This window comes from Caulobacter sp. UC70_42 (assembly GCF_044056025.1).
In the GTDB taxonomy this organism is placed as follows: Bacteria; Pseudomonadota; Alphaproteobacteria; order Caulobacterales; family Caulobacteraceae; genus Caulobacter.
This window is the reverse complement of record NZ_CP171994.1, coordinates 13,635-31,794: the sequence shown is the minus strand read 5'-3', so window position 1 is coordinate 31,794 and position 18,160 is coordinate 13,635. Positions and strand designations below refer to the sequence as shown.

The 18,160-nt window shown below is 68.9% G+C and carries 11 protein-coding genes and 3 pseudogenes; 4 read left to right on the top strand and 10 right to left on the bottom strand.

What is annotated here, in order from left to right; all coding sequences use genetic code 11:
- Positions 1 to 106: 106 nt before the first annotated feature.
- A complete protein-coding gene (locus ACHMW8_RS00295; protein ID WP_125155781.1) occupies positions 107 to 910 on the bottom strand; it encodes a PhoH family protein in 804 nt (267 codons plus the stop codon).
- Positions 911 to 1,222: 312 nt separating this feature from the next.
- On the opposite strand from ACHMW8_RS00295, the gene ACHMW8_RS00290 reads away from it, so the two are divergent.
- The 3 genes and pseudogenes from ACHMW8_RS00290 to ACHMW8_RS00280 all read left to right on the top strand — a co-directional run bounded on the left by ACHMW8_RS00290 (position 1,223) and on the right by ACHMW8_RS00280 (position 4,678).
- Positions 1,223 to 1,756: a gamma carbonic anhydrase family protein gene (locus tag ACHMW8_RS00290; protein WP_125155782.1), complete on the top strand. Its 534-nt coding sequence runs from the start codon at positions 1,223 to 1,225 to the stop codon at positions 1,754 to 1,756.
- Positions 1,757 to 2,051: 295 nt separating this feature from the next.
- Complete coding sequence (locus tag ACHMW8_RS00285) at positions 2,052 to 3,719, top strand: choline dehydrogenase (RefSeq protein ID WP_395444467.1); 1,668 nt, start codon at positions 2,052 to 2,054, stop codon at positions 3,717 to 3,719.
- 10 nt (positions 3,720 to 3,729) lie between these two features.
- Positions 3,730 to 4,678: pseudogene (locus ACHMW8_RS00280) on the top strand (aldo/keto reductase).
- A 9-nt stretch (positions 4,679 to 4,687) separates the two neighbouring features.
- Here the strand turns inward: ACHMW8_RS00280 and ACHMW8_RS00275 are convergent.
- Positions 4,688 to 5,233, bottom strand: coding sequence for a PAS domain-containing protein (locus ACHMW8_RS00275; RefSeq protein WP_395444466.1), 546 nt, complete (start codon positions 5,231 to 5,233; stop codon positions 4,688 to 4,690).
- 173 nt (positions 5,234 to 5,406) lie between these two features.
- Between ACHMW8_RS00275 and ACHMW8_RS00270 the strand changes: the two are divergent.
- Positions 5,407 to 6,341 (top strand): annotated as a pseudogene (locus ACHMW8_RS00270) (hypothetical protein).
- A 60-nt stretch (positions 6,342 to 6,401) separates the two neighbouring features.
- Here ACHMW8_RS00270 and ACHMW8_RS00265 read toward each other — a convergent pair.
- The 8 genes and pseudogenes from ACHMW8_RS00265 to ACHMW8_RS00230 all read right to left on the bottom strand — a co-directional run bounded on the left by ACHMW8_RS00265 (position 6,402) and on the right by ACHMW8_RS00230 (position 18,098).
- Entirely contained in the window at positions 6,402 to 9,347 is a 2,946-nt protein-coding gene (locus ACHMW8_RS00265; protein ID WP_395444465.1) for a M16 family metallopeptidase, read from the bottom strand.
- 122 nt (positions 9,348 to 9,469) lie between these two features.
- Positions 9,470 to 10,561, bottom strand: coding sequence for a DUF2336 domain-containing protein (locus ACHMW8_RS00260; RefSeq protein ID WP_125155788.1), 1,092 nt, complete (start codon positions 10,559 to 10,561; stop codon positions 9,470 to 9,472).
- Positions 10,561 to 11,196, bottom strand: a complete 636-nt coding sequence (locus ACHMW8_RS00255; RefSeq protein WP_125155789.1) for a hypothetical protein — start codon at positions 11,194 to 11,196, stop codon at positions 10,561 to 10,563. Before ACHMW8_RS00255 ends, ACHMW8_RS00260 begins: the two co-directional genes overlap by 1 nt.
- A 60-nt stretch (positions 11,197 to 11,256) precedes the next feature.
- Positions 11,257 to 12,015 (bottom strand): ABC transporter permease, encoded by a 759-nt coding sequence (locus tag ACHMW8_RS00250; RefSeq protein ID WP_395444464.1) that lies wholly within the window; start codon positions 12,013 to 12,015, stop codon positions 11,257 to 11,259.
- The gene (locus tag ACHMW8_RS00245; protein WP_395444463.1) at positions 12,012 to 12,761 is read right to left on the bottom strand and encodes an ABC transporter ATP-binding protein; all 750 of its coding nucleotides are present in this window, start codon (positions 12,759 to 12,761) and stop codon (positions 12,012 to 12,014) included. The genes ACHMW8_RS00250 and ACHMW8_RS00245 overlap by 4 nt, the downstream gene beginning before the upstream one ends.
- Complete coding sequence (locus ACHMW8_RS00240; protein ID WP_395444462.1) at positions 12,758 to 13,768, bottom strand: ABC transporter substrate-binding protein; 1,011 nt, start codon at positions 13,766 to 13,768, stop codon at positions 12,758 to 12,760. Before ACHMW8_RS00240 ends, ACHMW8_RS00245 begins: the two co-directional genes overlap by 4 nt.
- A 63-nt stretch (positions 13,769 to 13,831) precedes the next feature.
- Positions 13,832 to 15,908 (bottom strand): annotated as a pseudogene (locus ACHMW8_RS00235) (MASE1 domain-containing protein).
- Positions 15,909 to 16,253: 345 nt separating this feature from the next.
- Positions 16,254 to 18,098: an ABC-F family ATP-binding cassette domain-containing protein gene (locus tag ACHMW8_RS00230; RefSeq protein ID WP_395444461.1), complete on the bottom strand. Its 1,845-nt coding sequence runs from the start codon at positions 18,096 to 18,098 to the stop codon at positions 16,254 to 16,256.
- Positions 18,099 to 18,160: the final 62 nt, after the last annotated feature.

Sequence of the window (18,160 nt, the reverse complement as noted above, 5' to 3'; positions counted from 1 at the left end):
GTCCGACCGCCCGCAACTCAAGCTCGGATTTGGGGCCATGAAGGCCCAAAGGCCCCCGTTTCGGATCGAAACGAGGGCCCCAGGGGATGGTTGTTCTAACGAAGCGCTAGAGGACGCCCAGCATCTCCGCGACCAGCGGATGACGGACGATGTCGCGGTCGGCCAGACGGACGACGGCGATGTTGTCGACCGCCTCGAACCGCGCGGCGACATCGGCCAGGCCCGAGATGCCGGGCAGCAGGTCCGACTGGTTCGGGTCGCCGGTGACGACCATGGTCGAGCTCCAGCCCAGCCGCGTCAGCAGCATCTTCAGCTGCATGTAGGTGCAGTTCTGGGCCTCGTCGATGACCACGAAGGCGTTGTTCAGAGTGCGGCCGCGCATGAAGCCGACCGGGGCGATCTCGATCGCGCCCTCGGCCATCAGAGCCCGCATGCGCTTGACCGACAGGCGGTCGGTCAGGGCGTCGTAGAGCGGGCGCAGATAGGGGGCCAGCTTGTCCTCCATGTCGCCCGGCAGGTAGCCGATCGACTCCCCGGCCTCGACGGCGGGGCGCGACAGCACGATGCGGCCGACGCGGCCCGCTTCCAGGGCCTCCACGGCCTTGGAGATGGCGATGTAGGTCTTGCCGGTGCCGGCCGGACCCAGGGCCATGACCAGATTCTTCTCGTCGATGGCTTCCATCAACTGCGCCTGGCCTGGTGATTTTGGTTTTATGGTTTTCAAGTAGCTCTGATCGCGCTCCGGATTGTTTGGCGCGCCATCATGCCCCAAGGGATTCCAGCTGTTCCCCCGGTCGCGAACATCCACCGGCAGGCGGCGCACCTTGGCGTCATCACCATATTGGCCGGTCTCATACGCGCCTTCGCGCGCCATCCGCTTCAGGGCTCGCTTGGTCATCAAAGCCTCCATGAGGGCAATAAAAAAGGACGAGGCCAAAAGGCGTCGTCCTTGTCGGTGAGCTGGATGATGGAGACGAAGTCGCGTGCGCGGCGAGGCGGCCCGGAGGGGCTTCCGATAGGCGGTGCTGTACGCCGGAACGCCAAATGCGACACCTTCTTCGTCAGCGGGTGGGCCGATGGCGGTGGTCGCCCCCGACCCGTACGAGATAAGAATCATCCCCGCTGGAGGAATGTTCCCTCTCGAATCGCCCAACTACAATGCCGCATTATGGTTTCCGGGGGGTTAACCGGAAAATGGCGCGCAAGAAAACGAGGCATACGGATGACTGTCTATTCCCTGGGCGCCACGACGCCGACGCTTCCCCCGCAAGGCGAATACTGGATCGCCCCAACGGCCAGCGTGATGGGCAATGTGATTCTCAAGAAGAACGCCAGTATCTGGTGGGGCTCGGTGGTGCGCGGGGACAACGATCCCATCACGATCGGCGAGAACAGCAATGTCCAGGACGGCTCTGTTCTTCACACGGATGCTGGCGTTCCTCTGACCATCGGCGCCAACGTGACCATCGGTCACATGGTGATGCTGCACGGCTGCACGATCGGCGACGGCTCGCTGATCGGGATCGGGGCGGTGGTGCTGAACGGGGCCAGGATCGGGAAGAACTGCCTGATCGGCGCCGGCGCCCTGATCACCGAGGGCAAGGAGATCCCGGACAACTCGATGGTCATGGGGGCGCCGGGCAAGGTGGTGCGCGAGGTCAGCGAACACCATACCATGATCCTGCAGGGCTCGGCCCTCCACTATGTCGAGAACTGGAAGCGCTATGTCCGCGATCTGAAGGTGGTGGCCGAGTAGCCTGGAGAGGTCAGGGAGCGCCGCATGCTGCTTGGGGGATGCGATGCGGCGCTCCCCCCTCCTCGCGCGGGTGAGCGCGAGGAGGGCCCGCCGCGCGAAGTCCATCCGCGTGGCGAGACGGCGCGGGCGAGCCCGCCTCCGTTTCGACTTCAGGTAGTATGTAGCGCGGTTCGGGTTGAGGGGGAACGTATAACTCGCGTTTTCCCTTCACGACGTGAGGGAACCTTGCGCTGTGATCGATCCCGGATCACTCTCTGGCTTAACAATGATAACCTTCCAGGGAGGGCGTCGGGGCATGGCCAGCGAACGCTATGATTACGTCATCATCGGCGCCGGCTCGGCCGGCTGCGTGCTCGCGGCGCGTCTGACCGAGGACCCCGGCGTCAAGGTCCTGCTGCTGGAGGCCGGCGGCAAAAACACCTCGCTTCTGGTCAAGATGCCGGCCGGCGTGGGCGAGCTGATCAAGGCCAAGGGTGAGCAGAACTGGGGCTTCTGGACCGAGGCCGAGCCCCATCTGGACAATCGCAAACTCTGGTGGCCGCGCGGCAAGGGCCTGGGCGGCAGCTCGGCCATCAACGGCATGATCTATATCCGCGGCCATGCGCGCGACTACGACCAGTGGCGGCAGATGGGCCTGTCGGGCTGGTCGTATGAAGAGGTGCTGCCTTACTTCAAGCGCTCTGAGACCCACCACGCCGGCGGCGACGCCTATCACGGCGACAAGGGGCCGCTGCATGTCTCGAAGGGCGAGAGCGACAGCCCCTTCTATTCGACCCTGATCGAGGCCGGCCGGCAGGCGGGCCACAAGACCACCAAGGACTTCAACGGCTTCCAGCAGGAGGGCTTCGGGCCCTACGACCTGACCATCCGCGACGGCCAGCGCTGGAGCGCGGCCATGGCCTATCTGAACCAGGCCCTGGCGCGTCCGAACCTGACCGTCGTGACCGAGGCCCGCACGACCCGGATCATCGTCGAGAAGGGCCGCGCGGTCGGAGTCGACTATGTGGTCGGCAAGGCCGCCGAGAAGAAGACCGCCCATGCCGACGCCGAGGTTCTGCTCAGCGCCGGCGCGGTGCAGTCGCCGCACATCCTGCAGCTGTCGGGCATCGGCGCGCCGGACGACCTGAAGGCGCACGGAATCGCCGTGGTCCATGAATCCAAGGGCGTCGGCGGCAACCTGCAGGACCACCTGGACGTCTGCGTCTCGTGGACGGCCAAGAACCTCAAGACCGCCTATTCGGCCAACAAGGGCCTGAACAAGCTGGGCGTCGGCCTCGGCTACATGTTCTTCGGCAAGGGTCTCGGGCGGCAGCAGTTTCTCGAGAGCGGCGCGTTCCTGAAGTCGCGACCCGACCTCGACCGCCCCGACCTGCAGATCCACGGCGTGCTGGCGATCATGCAGGATCACGGCAAGGTCGTGGTCGAGAAGGACGGCTTCACCCTGCACGTCTGCCAGCTGCGCCCCGAGAGCCGCGGCAAGATCGGGCTGCGCTCGGCCGATCCGTTCGACGATCCAACCATCCTGGCCAACTATCTGGCCACGGACGAAGACCGTCGGGCCATCCGCGAGGGCGTACGCATCGCCCGCGAGACGGTGGCCCAGGCCGCCTTCGATCCCTATCGTGACGCCGAGTACGCGCCGGGCGCGGATGTCCGCAGCGACGCCGACCTCGACGCCTGGATCCGCGCCAAGGCCGAGACGATCTACCACCCGGTCGGCACCTGCCGCATGGGCGTCGCCGGCGATCCTCTGGCGGTGGTCGACGACCAGCTGCGCGTGCAGGGCCTGCAAGGCCTGCGGGTCATCGACGCCTCGGTCATGCCGACCCTGGTCGGCGGCAACACCAACGCCCCGACCATCATGATCGCCGAGCGGGCGGCCGACCTGCTGCGGGGCAGGACCTTGCTCGCGCCGCTGGACGTTCCGGTGTTCGAGGACGGCCGCGCCGTGGCCGCCGAGTAGAGGAAATCCCATGCGCCACCGTCCGCTCGGCCGCTCCGGCCTTTCGACCGCGCCGCTGGTGTTCGGCGGCAACGTGTTCGGCTGGACGGCGGACGAGGCGACCTCGCACCGGCTGCTGGACGCCTTCGCCGACGGCGGCTTCAACGCCGTCGACACGGCCGATGTCTAATCGGCCTGGGTCCCGGGCCACGAGGGCGGCGAGTCCGAGAGCGTGATCGGTCGCTGGCTGCAGGCGAGCGGCAAGCGCGACAAGGTGCTGATCCTGACCAAGGTGGCCATGTGGCCGAAGCAGCCGGGTCTGTCGGCCGCCAATATCGCGGCGGCGGTCGAAGGTTCGCTCAAGCGGCTGCGGACCGACTATATCGACCTCTACCAGTCCCATCAGGACGACGCCGGCACGGCGATCGATGAGACGCTGGAGGCCTTCGATCGCCTGGTGAAGGCGGGCAAGGTTCGGGCGGTCGGCGCCTCCAACTTCTCGGTCGAGCGCCTGCGGGGCAGTCTCGAGATCTCCAAGGCCAAGGGCCTGGCGCGCTACGAGACCCTTCAGCCAAAATTCAACCTGGTCGACCGCGAACAGGTCGAGGGCGCGATGGCCGAGCTGACCCAGGCGGAGGGCGTGGGCGTCATCCCGTACTACGGCCTCGGCGCCGGTTTTCTCAGTGGCAAGTACCCGCGCCGAGGCCGACTTCGAAGGCAAGGCGCGGGGGCGGACGATCCTCCGCGACTACTGGAACGACAAGGGGCGGGCGGTGCTGGCGGCGCTGGATGACGCGGCGGCCGAGGTGGGCGCCTCCCAGGCCCAGATCGCCCTGGCCTGGATCATGGCCCATCCGGTGATCACCGCGCCGATCGCCAGCGCGACCTCGGTCGCGCAGCTGGACGAACTGATGGCGGCCGCCCGGCTGGAATTGCCGGGCGAGGTGTGGCGGAGGCTGGATGAAGCGGGCCGTCTCTAGCCTTGGGGGTTAGGCGATCCGCCGCCCGTCCAGCGTCGCCAGCCGCAGACGCGGCATGTCCGCGTTGCCGTCGCCCAGCGGCTTGATCTCGCGAATGCCGAGCTCATGGGCGGAGCGGCCCATCAAGCGGGCCATCATGGCGATCGGCTGGTAGAGGCCCAGGAACCGGTCGGTTTCGCCCGAAGCGCCCTGAAGCGGCGCGAACAGCACCTCCATGCCCACGCTCGGCACGCCATGGGCGCGGATATCGGCGGTGACCACCACCGGCGTGCGGCGCTTGCGCGCGACGTCCAGGGCGCTCTTCAGTTCCAGTCTGTGGGCGAGAGCCCATAGCGACAGGGCGTCCTGGCCGCGCAGGTCGCGGGCGTGGAGCTCGGTGACGAAGCCGCCGGCCAGGCGGAACGGCAGCTTGCCGCCGTCGCGACCCAGCACGAACACCTGCGGCAGAAGCTCCAGGAATTCGCCCGGATTGATGTCGGCGCGGCGGGGCAGGGCGGCCTCACCCTTCTTGTCGCGCCAATAGTCTATCAACCGTTCCGTGCTTGGATGGAACATCGTCGTCCCCTGGCGGGTCACTCACGGCTGTTTTCGGCCGCACGAGGCTTGCTGGGAGAACCGGGCCAAGGGCTCGACCGTCCCATTCTGGCGCAATCCAGGCGGAGCGGCGGGTCCGGCCCGATTCTTGCTTAACCAAAAGCGGAACGACCCGATGTGAAGGGAACCGCCCGATGAAGGCGCCGAAACTGAACCTGCGCGGACTGCTGATCGGCCTGAGCGTGCTGCTTGGCGGCGTGACGATCGGCGGCATCGCGATGGCGTGCACCACGGGCTGTCCGCCGCCGCCGACCTGCTGCTCTCCGCCGCCGGCTCCGCCCAAGCCGCCCGCGCCGCCGACCGGGTGCTGCGGCGGCGGTGGTGGTGGTGGTCACCACGTCAACATTCCCGGCGTCAATGTGAACATCGGCGCGACGGTGATCGTGAACGCCAATTCCAGCGCCTCGGCGGTGGCCAATCGGGCGCCAGCTCGGGGGCCGGCGCCGGCTCCCTGGCCGGCTCGGCCGCGGGCACGGTGAACTATTATGGCGGCGGCGGTCACGGCGGTTACTATTCCGGCCCGATGGCCAGCGGCTACATCCAGGGCCTGAACGTTGAGGGGGGCGAAGCCCGCCGTCGCCAGGCCTATGAAGCCACCCGCACCCGGACGCGCCGCGTGATCATCCGCGCCGTCTGCCTGGACGACCGCGACATCCCGCACCCGGCCTCACAGGTCACCCCTGATCGCGATATCGACGACAGCTACAATGGCGAGCTCTATCGCTGCATCGCCGGCTCGCGCATGCAGTACGTGATCGCCGACTACACGGGCCAGATCGACATCTCGACCGGCGGCGCCGGCCAGACCTTCATCTGTCAGAAGAACGAGGCGCTGTATCACGTCCCGGGCGCGGCCCAGGGGCAGGCCAGCATCTCGTGCCGCCCGCAGGCGCCGGCCCGCGACTGCAACGAACGCTCGCTGCTGCGCCGCTTCGGCGCCGGGGTGAAGATCCTGACGATCATCACCACCGAGACCTACACCGCCTACCGCGAGGAAACGGTGCAGGAGCGCCAGACCCTGACGACCAGCTTCAGCCTGGATGGCGGGGTTGGCGGGGTGGTTTACTAGGCCGCTCGCGAGTCAGAACGGAAAAGGCCCTCCCGCTCGGGAGGGCCTTTTTGTTGGATGCTACTTCGCCGCGGCGCCGGCTTCCGGCTTGACCAGCAGCAGCCACGACTGGTCGTCGCCGAGATAGGTCCTGGCGGCCTTCTGCACGTCGGCCGGGGTGACGTGGGACAGGCCCGCCAGCACCGAGCGGGTGGCGTCCAGCAGGCGCGGGTCTTCCTGAGCGCCCGAGAGCGCGCCGACCCAGTACTCGTTGGTCACGCGAGCCTTCTCGATCTGGTCGATACGCGGCTTCTTGGCCCGCTCCAGTTCGTCGGGGCTGACCGGCTTGTCGCGCAGGTCGGCCGCGATCTTGCGGATCGAGGCCACCACGCTGTCCAACTTCTCGGGCGGAACCTCCAGGCTGACGGCCAGATAGCCCCAGTTCTTGAAGGTGACATTGGCCGTGGCCGAGGCGTTGGGCGAGTAGGTCGCGCCCTGTTTCTCGCGCAGTTCGTCGATCAGCCGCAGCTGCATGACCTGGCTAAGGATCGAGACGTCGCGTGAGCGCTGCAGGTTCGAGAACAGGTCGTCCGTACGCCAGACCATGAACAGGGCCGCCTGGTCGGGACGGCCCTTGTGGGTGCGGATCACCGGCTCGGCCGACGGCGCGGGGAAGGGCGCCTTGTCCGCCCCGGCCAGCGGCGGCTCGCCCGGACGCTTGGGCAGGGCGCCGAAGGTGTCGGCGACGGCGGTGATGGCCTTGTCGACCGTGGTGTCGCCGACGATGACGATCTCCAGGTCGCCCTGGGCCAACGGGTTGGCGACGGTGGCCTTCAGTTGCTCCAGCGACGCGCTGGCGATCTGTTCGCGGGAGGGGAAGGTCCAGCGCTTGTCGCCGCCGTGCATCAGCCCGCCCAGGTCGCGGCTGAGGACGCCGCCCGTGGTGCTTTCCAGCTGATCGTGGATCGTGCCGTAGGCGGTCTTGACGCGGTTGAAGGCTTCAGGGCGCCAGCCGGGCTCGGCGGCGTAGGCCGCCAGCACCTGCAGCTCGGTCGCCAGGTCCTCTGGCCGCGTGCGGCCGCTCAGCGAGAAGGCGTCGTCCTCGACGCCCAGCGAGGCGTTCCAGATCTTGCCGGTCAGCACGCGTTCCATGTCCGAGGCGCTGATCTGCTTGAGGCCGCCCTCGATGAAGGCGCTGGCCGACCAGAGCGGGCTCTGGGCGTCGGACGGCATGTCCAGCAGGCCATGGCCGGCGCGGACCTTCACCACGATCTGGTCGTCGCGGAACTTGGTCGGCTTCACCGTCAGGCGCACGCCGTTCTCGAAGCGCACGAAGACGGCGTCCAGATCGGTGACGTCCCTCTGTTCGACGACCTTGCCGCTGGGGCCGAAGCTGGAATAGGGCCAGAGGCTCACGCCGGGCGCGGCCGGCGGGGTGACCGGCTGGCTCTTCAGCTCGTCATAGGCCTTGAGGATCGCCGGTTCGCCGCCGTCGATATTGCCGGGCGCGGCGATGACGATCAGCGGACCCGAGCCGACGAAGGCGCTCTTCAGCACGGCATTGACCCGCTCGGCGGTCAGGCCCTTCACCAGTTCGTCGAAGAAGGCCAGGTTCTGGCTGGGAGAGGTGATGACCTCGGCGTCGCCCAGAGTGTTGAGCAGCTGGTTGGCCAGGGCGGGCGTGCGCTGGGTGGCCTCGCCGGCCGCGGCGGCGACCAGGCTGGCGCGCAAGGTGGCGATCTCGCGGTCCAGCTCGTCCTGGCGTACGCCGTACTGCACGGCGCGACGCTGCTCGGCGTCGAGCGCGCTCATCGCCTCGCGCCAACGATTGGGCTGGGCGGTGGCGCCAAGGGTCGTCACCCGCACCGCGCCGTACTGGTCGCCCTTGAAGGCGCCGCCGGCGATGAACGGCGGCTCGGCCGAGCGGCCGATGGCCTGCAGGCGGCGATTGATCACCGCGAAGGCCAGGTTCTCGATCATGTCGCGCTCGTCGAGCGCCTTGGTTTCGATCAGGCCGTCGGGCTTGCGCATCCAGGTCATCTGCACCGACCAGGGCGCGCCGGTCTCGACGATCAGCTTGGCGGTCGGGCCGCGCTTGGCCACCGCGCCGATGTCGGGGTTCTTGCCGGGCTGTCCCTTGCCGACCCAGTCGCCGAACTTGGCCTTGATCTTGGCTTCCATGGCGTCGACGTCGAAGTCGCCGACCGCCACCAGCACAGCCCGCTCTGGACGATAATAGGCCTCGTAGAAGTCGCGGATGCGCTGGGCCGGAGCGGTCTTCAGGATCTCGGTCTTGCCGATCGGGATCCGCTTGGGCGGCAGCTGGCCTTCCATCTGCGCCGACAGGGTGGCGATGGCGACGCGATAGCCGGGCGTATTGCGATTGCGCTGTTCCGACAGCACCACGCCCCGCTCCCGATCGACCGCGTCGGGGGCGATGGTCAGCTCGCCGGCGGCCTCGCGCAGCAGCATCAGCGAGGTGTCGACCGTTTCGTCATCGGCCTTGGGCAGGTCCAGCTGATAGGCGGTCTCGTCGAAGCTGGTCTGGGCGTTGGTGTCGGCGCCGAAGGCCAGGCCATGGCGCTCCAGGATCTTGACCATGTCGCCCTCGGGCACGTTCTTCGAACCGTTGAACGCCATGTGCTCCAGGAAGTGGGCCAGGCCCTGCTGGTCGTCGGCCTCCATCATCGAGCCGGCGTCGAACCACAGGCGCACCGAGGCCTGGCCCGGCGGAGTGGCGTTCTTGCGGATGGCGTAGCGCATGCCGTTCGGCAGCGCGCCGAAGCGCCAGGACGGATCGGGCGCGACGTCGGACAGGGCCTGGGCCCACTGGCCCGGCTTCAGGTCGCTGATCTTGGGGCCGGTCAGCGGCGGAGCCTCGGCGATCCTGGGCGCGGACGCGGCGGCGGCCGGCTTGTCGGCTCCGTCCTTGTTCATGAACGGGATGGAAGGCTTGGGAAGATGCGAGCAGGCGGCGAGCGAGAGGCCGGCGGCGGCGACGAGCGCCAAGCGCGAAGCGCTGATCATCGAGAATCCAGGGCAGGAGAAGAAGAGGGCGGCACCTTGGCCGTCGGACATGGCGCACGCAAGGCGCGCGAGCGGCCGGTTTTCGCCTTAATGCTCTAGGCGGAGTCGTGTGGGCGGCCGCCCTAAGCCGCGGCCACGTCGCCCGTGGTGCGGCGCAGGCGCCAGAAGCGGATCGTGCGCAGGGCCGACTCGCGGGGCAGGGCGGCATAGAGCTCGCCGTACGACTTGGCCTTCAGCATCACGTCGTCGGTCGGCTCGAGGATCAGCAGGGCGAAGGTCAGGAACAGCGAGCGGTCGAAGTCTGCCGCCTTGCAGATCACCGACAGGGCGTCCATCTCGCGCCGCTCCAGGATCTTGCGGGCGGTGTGGAAGTCGACGTCGGCCATGTCCGCCAAGGCCACCAGGAACAGGGTCGTGCGCTTGGCCCGCAGCATGTTGGCCAGGATCTGCGGCGAAATCTGCGCCTTGGCCCGCAGGGTGCGGAATTCCTTCTCGGCCTCGGCGAAGTCGGCCGGCAGGGCGCCGTCCTCGACCGCGACGCGCTTGCGGCCAGCCGTCAGGGCGGCTTCCAGCATGGCGGGATCGACGCCGGCGTTCTTTTCCATGATCCGGTCGCGCAGGCGCGCCTCGACCATGAAGTACATCTCGTTCAGCAGGTCGACCGGCAGGCTGTTGCGGTCGATGACCGCTTCGTGCAGCGACGGGTTGGCGGCGGCGCGGTCGACGACGGTCTCGTGCGCCTCGCGCGACAGCACCGCGCCCTCATTGCGCAGCAGGACGCCCAGGGTGTCGTCATCGCCGCGCGCGACGATGGCGTCCGACACCACGCTGGACACGCTGGGACGCTGCGAGATGGCCCGCAGGTGGTCCTGACCCTGGGTGCGGGCCACGTGCAGCAGGTCCTCGTCGGTCAGGGCGCTGGAGTTGCGCAGGATCGGAGCGGCGACGGCGATCGAATCCGAGGCCAGGGCGCGCGACAGGCCGCGCGGCGGGGCCGGAGCTTCGCCGAGACGCTGAGCCAGCTCGACCTTGACCGCCTCTTCCATCTCGCCGGCCAGCTGGCTCATGACGTCGTCGAACAGGCTCATCTCGACGGCGTTGTGGCCCTCGCCGGCGAAGAACATGTCCGTGACGCCGCGCAGCAGCTCCCTGCGCTTGACGCTCGAGGGCTCGTTGGCGAGCGTGATCAGGTCGTGGAGGCGGGACGACTGCATTACTGGCTGTTGTCCTTCTCGGGCTTGGCCGACCAATCGCCGGCGCCGTCTTCGCGTGGCTTGTCCTCGTCTAGCGCCGGCGGAGCGGTGATCAGGACCATGCGCGGCGGACCGGCGGCGGGGATGGGGTCGGGGGCCATGCCGAACTGGCGGCCGACGGAATAGGTGCGGGCGCCGATCTGGCCGTCGCGAAATTGCGGCGCGGGTTGAGTCTGGCCAGGCGCGGTCGGCGCTGCATAGGCGACCGGAACCGGCGCGGCGCGGGGCGCGGGCGCGTCATAGATGTTCTGCGGCAGGGCGGCGCCGGGGGCTTGCGGAGCCTGGGGCGGCTGATAGGCGGCGCGCGCCGTCGGCGGACGCTGAGCCTGCGGCGCTTGAGGCGCCTGGCGAGCCCACCAGGGCTGAACCTGGGCGGCGGTCTGAGCCTGAGGGGCGACGATCTCGCGCTTGCCGCTCCAGCCCAGGGCGCGGCCGCCATAGGTCGAGCCGGTGTAGCCGGGCGCCCGGCCGTTCACCGGCGTGGGCGCGCGCTCGGGGGCGGGACCATAGCGGCTTTCCTTGCCAGTCTCCGCATACGCGCTCGCGCACGCCAGTGGGGCGCAGGCGAGGGCGGCGATGAGGAGGGCGGCGCGCATGGACCGGTCCGAAAGACGTCTATCGAACACCTGTCGTAAGTCGTGTCGCTTAATCTTGGGCTAACGCCCGCGCCAGGCGTTCAGAAGCCGACGCTCGATCGCCTCCATCACCGCGTTCAGGACGACGCCCAGTACGGCCAGCGACGCCAGAGCGGCGAAGACCTTGGCCGTCTGCAGCCGATTATAGGCCTCCAGGATCCGCCAGGCGAGGCCCTGGGCCCCGCCGGAGCCGGCCACGAACTCGGCCACGACGGCGCCGATGATGGCCAGGCCGGCCGCGACCTTATGACCTTCCAGCAAGGCCGGTACGGCCGACGGCAGGCGCAGGCGGACTAGGCGCTGCCAGGGCGAGGCGCCATAGAGGTCGAACAGGCGGGCCAGGTCGGGATCGACCGCCTTGAGCCCCGCCAGGGCGCCGGAGAAGATCGGGAAGAAAGCGACCACGGCGGCCAGGCCGATCACCGCGCGCTCGGGATGGTCGATACCGGCCCAGATGGTCACCAGCGGCGCGATGGCCACCAGTGGCGTCACCTGCAGGGTGACCGCGATCGGCCGGACGGCGTCTTCAAGCAGGCTGTTCAGGCTGACCGCCAGGGCCAGGGCGCAGGCGACCAGGCTGGCGATGACCAGGGCCAGCAGGGCGGTCGACAGCGTCGCCCAGGCGGAACCCAGCAGCAGCGGCCAGGACTCGGCGAAGGCGTGGGCGATGGCGCTGGGCGTGGGCAGCAGGTAGGGCGGGATCGCCAGCGCGCGGCAGGCGATCTCCCAGCCGCCCAGCAGGACGGCGATCAGGATCGCTGGGGCGAGGACGCGCTTCACGCCGCGTGCTCCGTGGCCCGGGCCAGCAGCGTCGAGACCGCCTCGGCGGCGGCGCGGAAGGCCTCGGTCGTGCGAAAGCCGGACGGCCGGATGACGGGACCGTCGATGGCGATCTCGCCGGCTATGCGGCCGGGGCCGGGGGTCATGACCACGACGCGGCGCGCCATGTAGACGGCCTCCTCGACATTGTGGGTCACGAAGACGACGGCGGGCTTCAGCTCGGCGGCCAGGGCCAGCACGTCGTCGGCCAGGGCGCGGCGGGTGATCTCGTCGAGGGCGGCGAAGGGCTCGTCCAGCAGCAGCAGGCGCGGACGGGTGACGAGGGCGCGGGCCAGCGACGCGCGCATGGCCATGCCGCCGGACAGCTGGGCGGGACGGGCGGCGAGCGCGGCGCCCAGGCCGACCTGGTCCAGCGCGCCCTCGGCGGCGACGCGGGCGGCGGCCTTGTTCATCCCGGCCAGCTCCAGCGGCAGGGCGACATTGTCCCGCGCCGACAGCCACGGCGCCAGGGTATGCGACTGGAAGACGACCGAGGTTTCACCCTTGCCGGCGGCGCGGGTCACGGTTCCGCGCGTCGGCGCCTCCAGGCCGGCCAGCAGCCGCAGGGCGGTGGACTTGCCGCAGCCGGACGGTCCGACCAGGGCGACGATCTCGCCGGCTGCGAGCGTCAGGTCGAGCGGTCCCAGGGCGCTGCCCCGCGCATAGTCGACCTCGGCGCCGGAAAGGCGGGCGACCGGATCGCTCATTGGCCCTTGGGCAGGAATTGCAGCGTGTAGGCCTTCTTGAAGTCCCCGTCCTTCGGATAGACGCCCTGCGCCATGGCGTCCTTGAAGAACGCGCTCCACCGTTCGTCGGTCATCAGGCCTATGTCGCCTTGACCATTGTTGGCGCTGATCACGCCGTACGACCGCATCTTGTCGCGGGCCTGGTCGAGGACATCCTGGGTCATCTCCGGATTGTCCTTCAGGATCGCCGCGTCGCCCGGCTTGGGATCGCCGTAGAGGTAGGACTTCCAGCCCGCCGCCGTGGCCTCGACGAAGGCCCGCACGGCCGCCGGATTGCTGGCGATCAGGCTGTCATTGACCAGGGCCATCGAGCCGTAGGCCGGATAGCCGCTGTCGGCCAGCAGGAAGACCTTGGGTTTGACCTTGCCTTCCTTCTCGATGAGGTAGGGCTCGCTGGTCACATAGCCCTGCTGGACCACGCGCTTGTCGGCCAGGAATGGCGCGGTGGAATAGTTGTACTTGCGGACCTGATCGTCGGTGAAGCCGTACTTGGCCTTCAGCCAGGCCCAGTAGCCGGTGATCGAGGCGTCGGACAGCAGGACCGGATGGCCCTTGATGTCGGCGATGCTGTTCACGCCCTGGTCGGGGTGGGCGATCAGCGACCACGGGTCCTTCTGCATGAAGGCCGCCACCGCCTTCACCGGCGCGTTCTCCTTGATCAGGTTCATGACCACGTAGCTGTTGGACCCGACGCCGACGTCGACCGCGCCGGTGGCCAGGAGCTGGGGCACGTTCACCGCCGGGCCGCCCTGGATCAGGGTCACGTCCAGGCCGCGCTTCTTGTATTCGCCGGTCGCCAGGGCCTGGTAGTAGCCGCCCAGCTCGGCCTCGGCCCGCCAGTCGGTGGCCAGCTTCAGCTTGGTCTCGCTGGCCGGGGCGGCGGTCTCCCGCTTGGCGGGCGAACAGGCGGCGAGCAGGGCCATCAGGCCCAAGGCGGCCCCCGTGACGACAAAGGCGCGGCGCTGCATCGGAAAGGTCTCCCCCGTTTTCGGAGGCAAGTTAAGCAGCCGCGGCGCGCGCCGCTAGCCCGGTTAAGTCTCCGCCGCCGCCTTGTGGTTCAGCCAGCGCTCGACCTTGGCGTACAGCACCTCGCGCTGGATCGGCTTGGCGATGTGGTCGACCATGCCGGCGGCGTAGCAGCGCTCGACCTGGCGGGGCAGGGCGTCGGCGCTCATGGCGATGATCGGGGCCTTGCCCGCGCGTCCCGGCAGCGCCTTGATCGCCCGCGTCGCCTGCAGTCCGTCCATCTGCGGCATGTGGATGTCCATCAGGATGATGTCGTAGTCGCCGGCTTCGACGCGTTCGACGGCCTGCTTGCCGTTCTCGGCGACGTCGACCTCGAAGCCGACCATGGTCAGCAGGGCCGCGCCGATCTCCAGATTGATCGGGTGGTCGTCGACGATCAGGATCTTGGCTGCGCCCGGCGTTCGAGGTCTTGGGCCGCTCGGGTACGGCGATCGGCTCAGCGGTCGGGGCCAGGAGCTCGATCCAGAAACACGAGCCGCGGCCCGGCACGCTGTCGACGCCGATCTTGCCGCCCATCACGTCCACGAGCGCCCGGCAGATGGCCAGGCCCAGGCCCGCCCCGCCATGCAGCCGGCTCATCGAGCTGTCGGCCTGGGAGAAGCGCTGGAACAGCAGCGCCTGCTTGTCCAGGTCGATGCCGACGCCGGTGTCGATGATCTCGAAGCGCAGGCGGTCCTCGAGGTCGCCGGGCTCGACGATCAGGCGCGCGTCGATGCGGCCCTCGTCGGTGAACTTCACCGCGTTGTTCAGGAGGTTGATCAGCACCTGGCGCAGACGGTCGGCGTCCAGGTCGTGCAGGGCCTCGACCGGGTCGATGATCTCCAGGTCCAGGGTCAAGCCTTTGGCGCGGGCCTCGGGCGCCATGATCGCCACCGTGTCGCGCATCAGGCCAGCGGCCGAGGTCGGCTGGGGCATGAGTTCGATCTGGCCCGCCTCGACCCGCGAGAAGTCGAGGATGTCATTGACCACCGTCAGCAGGGCCGCGCCGGCGCTGTCGATCAGGTTGACCTGCCGACGGGCGTCGGGCGGCAGGTCGTCGCGCGCCGCCAGCAGCTGGGCGAAGCCGAGCACGCTGTTCAACGGCGTGCGGATCTCGTGGCTCATGGTGGCCAGGAACTCGGTCTTGGCCTCGGTGGCGGCCAGGGCCCGGGCGCGGGCGGCGCGGGTCAGCTGCTCGCGGCGCAGCAGCAGCCGCTTGAGCCGGTCCTGCTGCGCCAGGGCCAGGCCGGCCGCCAGACAGGTGTAGAACAGCACCAGGATGAACACCTGGATGGTCCGCGCCTGGGCGGTGGGGCCAAGGACCGCGTTGAAGCGCGGGGAGGCGCCGGCCATCGCGATCGGCAGGACAATCACCGCCACAATGAGCGCGGCCATGGCCGCGCCGCGCGCGCCCAGGCGATAGGCGGCGATCAGGGCGACCGGGAAGATCAGGAACGGCGGCAGGCCCGAAGCCGGATGGGCGCACAGCAGGGTGATCGCGCCGACGCCGAACATCAGCGCCAGGCGCTCGCGCCAGGTCCGATGGAACGAGCGGCGGTGCTCGGCGTCGATCAGGACCAGGGTCGCCGGCAGAGCGATCGCCAGACCCAGGGCGCCGCGCAGGAACCAGTCGACCAGCACGCTCCAGAAAGGGTCGCCGAAAGTCAGCGTGAGGAGCCCGGCGCAGAGAACGGAGAACCCGGCGGCGATCGGCGTGGTCACGGCCGGCAGCATGACCAGCGAGCGCAGGGTGCGGATGCGCGGCGGGCCGCCCCAGAGGCGCAGGAAGACGGCCTGGACGGCCAGGGCTTCCAGCGTGTCGACGCCGGTGTTGAAAGCGGCGCGCGCGGGGCTGTCGCCCACGAGCAGGTCGAACGCCAGGTGGAAGATCACGAAGATGGCGGTCAGCGCCCCGCGCCGCGACCCGGCCAAGGTGAGCAAGCCCGCGGCCAGCAGGGCGTTGGCGGGCCAGAAGGCGGCGACGCCCAGGATGGAGCGGCTCAGATAGTCACTGAACGCCAGGCTGGCGACGATGGCGACGGACAGCCCCAGCAACAGCGCGGTCTGCCGTTGTTGTTCCTGTTGGGCCAGCCTGTGCGGCATGCCGTCTACGCCTCCCCCAATGGACCCCTTGATCGGGCGTCGACGTCCGAACGGGTTCGGGGACAACGCCGGCGTCGCCACGCTCTCGGAAGTGATCGCTAGGCGATCCCGGGAGCGACGACGTCACCATTCAATACGCTCGCCCAGGGCCCAGTTGCCGGCTTATCGCTGGATGTGTCGTTTCGCCGCAGCGCGCCTCGGCGACGTTGATACCGTAAGAGATTGTATTTCCAAGGTTGAGAGCGAGCATCGCTGAGAATGCATGGGCGCTCCGACAATTCAAGAGGTCGGCGGCGCTCTCGCGGTCGCACCGCCGTGAGCCCGTGGCGCGACGCGAAACCTGGATCAGCCGGCCAGGTTCTCCTTCTTCTCTTCCAGTTCCAGCCACTCCATCTCGGCCTGTTCCAGGTCGGCGCGCGCCTTGTCGAGGGCCTTCATGGTCTTGTCGAAGGTCGCCGGATCGCGGCTGTAGAGGTTCGGGTCGGCAAGGGTCTTCTCAAAGGCGGCTATGATCGCCGGGCTCTTGGCAATGAGGGCTTCGCACTCTTCGAGACGCCGTTGGTCCTTGAAGGTCAGCTTGCCGGCCTTCTTCGGCGGAGGCGCGGCGGCCGCCGGAGCGGGCGCGGCGGCCTTGCCCCCCCGGGCCACCGGCGTGAACGACGCGCCGACACTGGCCCCACGGGCTCCTTTGAAGAAGTCGGGGCTCTGGTCGATCAGGTCGCTCCAGCCGCCGGGGGTCTCCAGCACCTTGCCGTGACCGTTCATGGCGATGGTCGAGGTGGCGAGGCGATCAATGAAGTCACGGTCGTGGCTGACCAGGATCAGCGTGCCGTCGAAGTCGGCCAGCAGGTCCTCCAGCAGGTCCAACGTGTCCATGTCCAGGTCGTTGGTCGGTTCGTCCAGCACCATCAGGTTGGTGGGATTGGCCAGGGCCCGGGCCAGCAGCAGGCGGTTGCGCTCGCCGCCCGACAGGCTGGTCACAGGCTGGCGCAGCTGGGCCTCGGTGAACAGGAAGTCCTTGGCGTAGCCGGCCACGTGCTTGGGCTGGCCGCGGACCAGGATGGAGTCGCCGCCGCCGGGGGTCAGGAAGTCCCACAGGGTGATCTTGTCCGACAGCGCCATGCGGCCCTGGTCGATGTAGGAAACCTCCAGATTGGTGCCCAGCTGCACCGTGCCGGCGTCGAGTTCGAGTTCGCCCAGCAGCAGGCGCACCAGCGTGGTCTTGCCCGCGCCGTTGGGGCCCACCAGAGCCACGCGGTCGCCGCGCATGATGCGGGTCGAGAAGTCCTCGACGATCACGCGGTCGCCGAACTTCTTGGTCAGGTGCTTGGCCTCGATCACCTTCTTGCCCGAAGTCGCGGCGCTCTCGACGGCCATGTACATCGAGCCGCGCTTGTCGCCCTGCAGGTCCTTCTTCTGGGCGCGCAGGTCCATCAGGGCGCGGCGGCGGCCTTCATTGCGGGCTCGGCGCCCCTGGACGCCGCGCGCCAGCCAGGCGTTCTCGCGTTCCAGCACCTTGTTGAGGCGGCGCTCTTCCTCGGCCTCGGCCGCCAGCACCTGCTCGCTCCAGATCTCGAACTCGGCGAAGCCCTTGTCCAGGCGGCGCACCTTGCGGTGCTCCAGCCAGTAGGTGCGCTGGGTGACCCGGTTCAGGAAGGCGCGATCGTGGCTGACGATCAGGGCGGCGCACTTCGAGTTGGCCAGCTCTTCTTCCAGGGTCTGGATCGCGAAGATGTCCAAGTGGTTGGTCGGCTCGTCCAGCAGCAGCACGTCAGGCTTCTCGGCGAACGCCCTCGCCAGCGCGGCGCGGCGCTTCTCGCCGCCCGACAGGCCTTGCGAGCTCTTCTCCGGATCCAGGCCGAAGTCCGCCAGGGCGGCCTGGGCCTCATAGTCCTCGGCGCCGCCGGCGGTGCAGTAGTCCAGCAGGGTGTCGCCGGTGATCTCCGGCTCCTGGCTGACGAAGATGATCTTGGCGCCCGGCTGCACGGCGCGCTCGCCGCTGTCGGGCTCGACGCCCTGGGCGGCCAGGATCTTCAGCAGCGTGGACTTGCCCGCGCCGTTGCGACCGACCAGGCAGGCGCGGACGCGCGGCTCCAGGGCCAGGTCGACGCCGTCGAACAGGGGCTTGGCGCCGTCGGCGAGACGAACGTCCTTGAGGGCGAGAACAGGCGCGCGGGTCGGGGAGGCCATGATCGTTCAATACTAAAGCGGCGGTATGTCGCGGAGGTCTGGGCCCTATAGCAGGCCGCGCG

Excerpts from the sequence above, each read along its gene's own strand:
- ACHMW8_RS00295 (WP_125155781.1), bottom strand. The coding sequence starts at position 910 with ATGGAGGCTTTGATGACCAAGCGAGCCCTGAAGCGGATGGCGCGCGAA.
- ACHMW8_RS00290 (WP_125155782.1), top strand. The coding sequence starts at position 1,223 with ATGACTGTCTATTCCCTGGGCGCCACGACGCCGACGCTTCCCCCGCAA.
- ACHMW8_RS00285 (WP_395444467.1), top strand. The coding sequence starts at position 2,052 with ATGGCCAGCGAACGCTATGATTACGTCATCATCGGCGCCGGCTCGGCC.
- ACHMW8_RS00275 (WP_395444466.1), bottom strand. The coding sequence starts at position 5,233 with ATGTTCCATCCAAGCACGGAACGGTTGATAGACTATTGGCGCGACAAG.
- ACHMW8_RS00265 (WP_395444465.1), bottom strand. The coding sequence starts at position 9,347 with ATGATCAGCGCTTCGCGCTTGGCGCTCGTCGCCGCCGCCGGCCTCTCG.
- ACHMW8_RS00260 (WP_125155788.1), bottom strand. The coding sequence starts at position 10,561 with ATGCAGTCGTCCCGCCTCCACGACCTGATCACGCTCGCCAACGAGCCC.
- ACHMW8_RS00255 (WP_125155789.1), bottom strand. The coding sequence starts at position 11,196 with ATGCGCGCCGCCCTCCTCATCGCCGCCCTCGCCTGCGCCCCACTGGCG.
- ACHMW8_RS00245 (WP_395444463.1), bottom strand. The coding sequence starts at position 12,761 with ATGAGCGATCCGGTCGCCCGCCTTTCCGGCGCCGAGGTCGACTATGCG.
- ACHMW8_RS00240 (WP_395444462.1), bottom strand. The coding sequence starts at position 13,768 with ATGCAGCGCCGCGCCTTTGTCGTCACGGGGGCCGCCTTGGGCCTGATG.
- ACHMW8_RS00230 (WP_395444461.1), bottom strand. The coding sequence starts at position 18,098 with ATGGCCTCCCCGACCCGCGCGCCTGTTCTCGCCCTCAAGGACGTTCGT.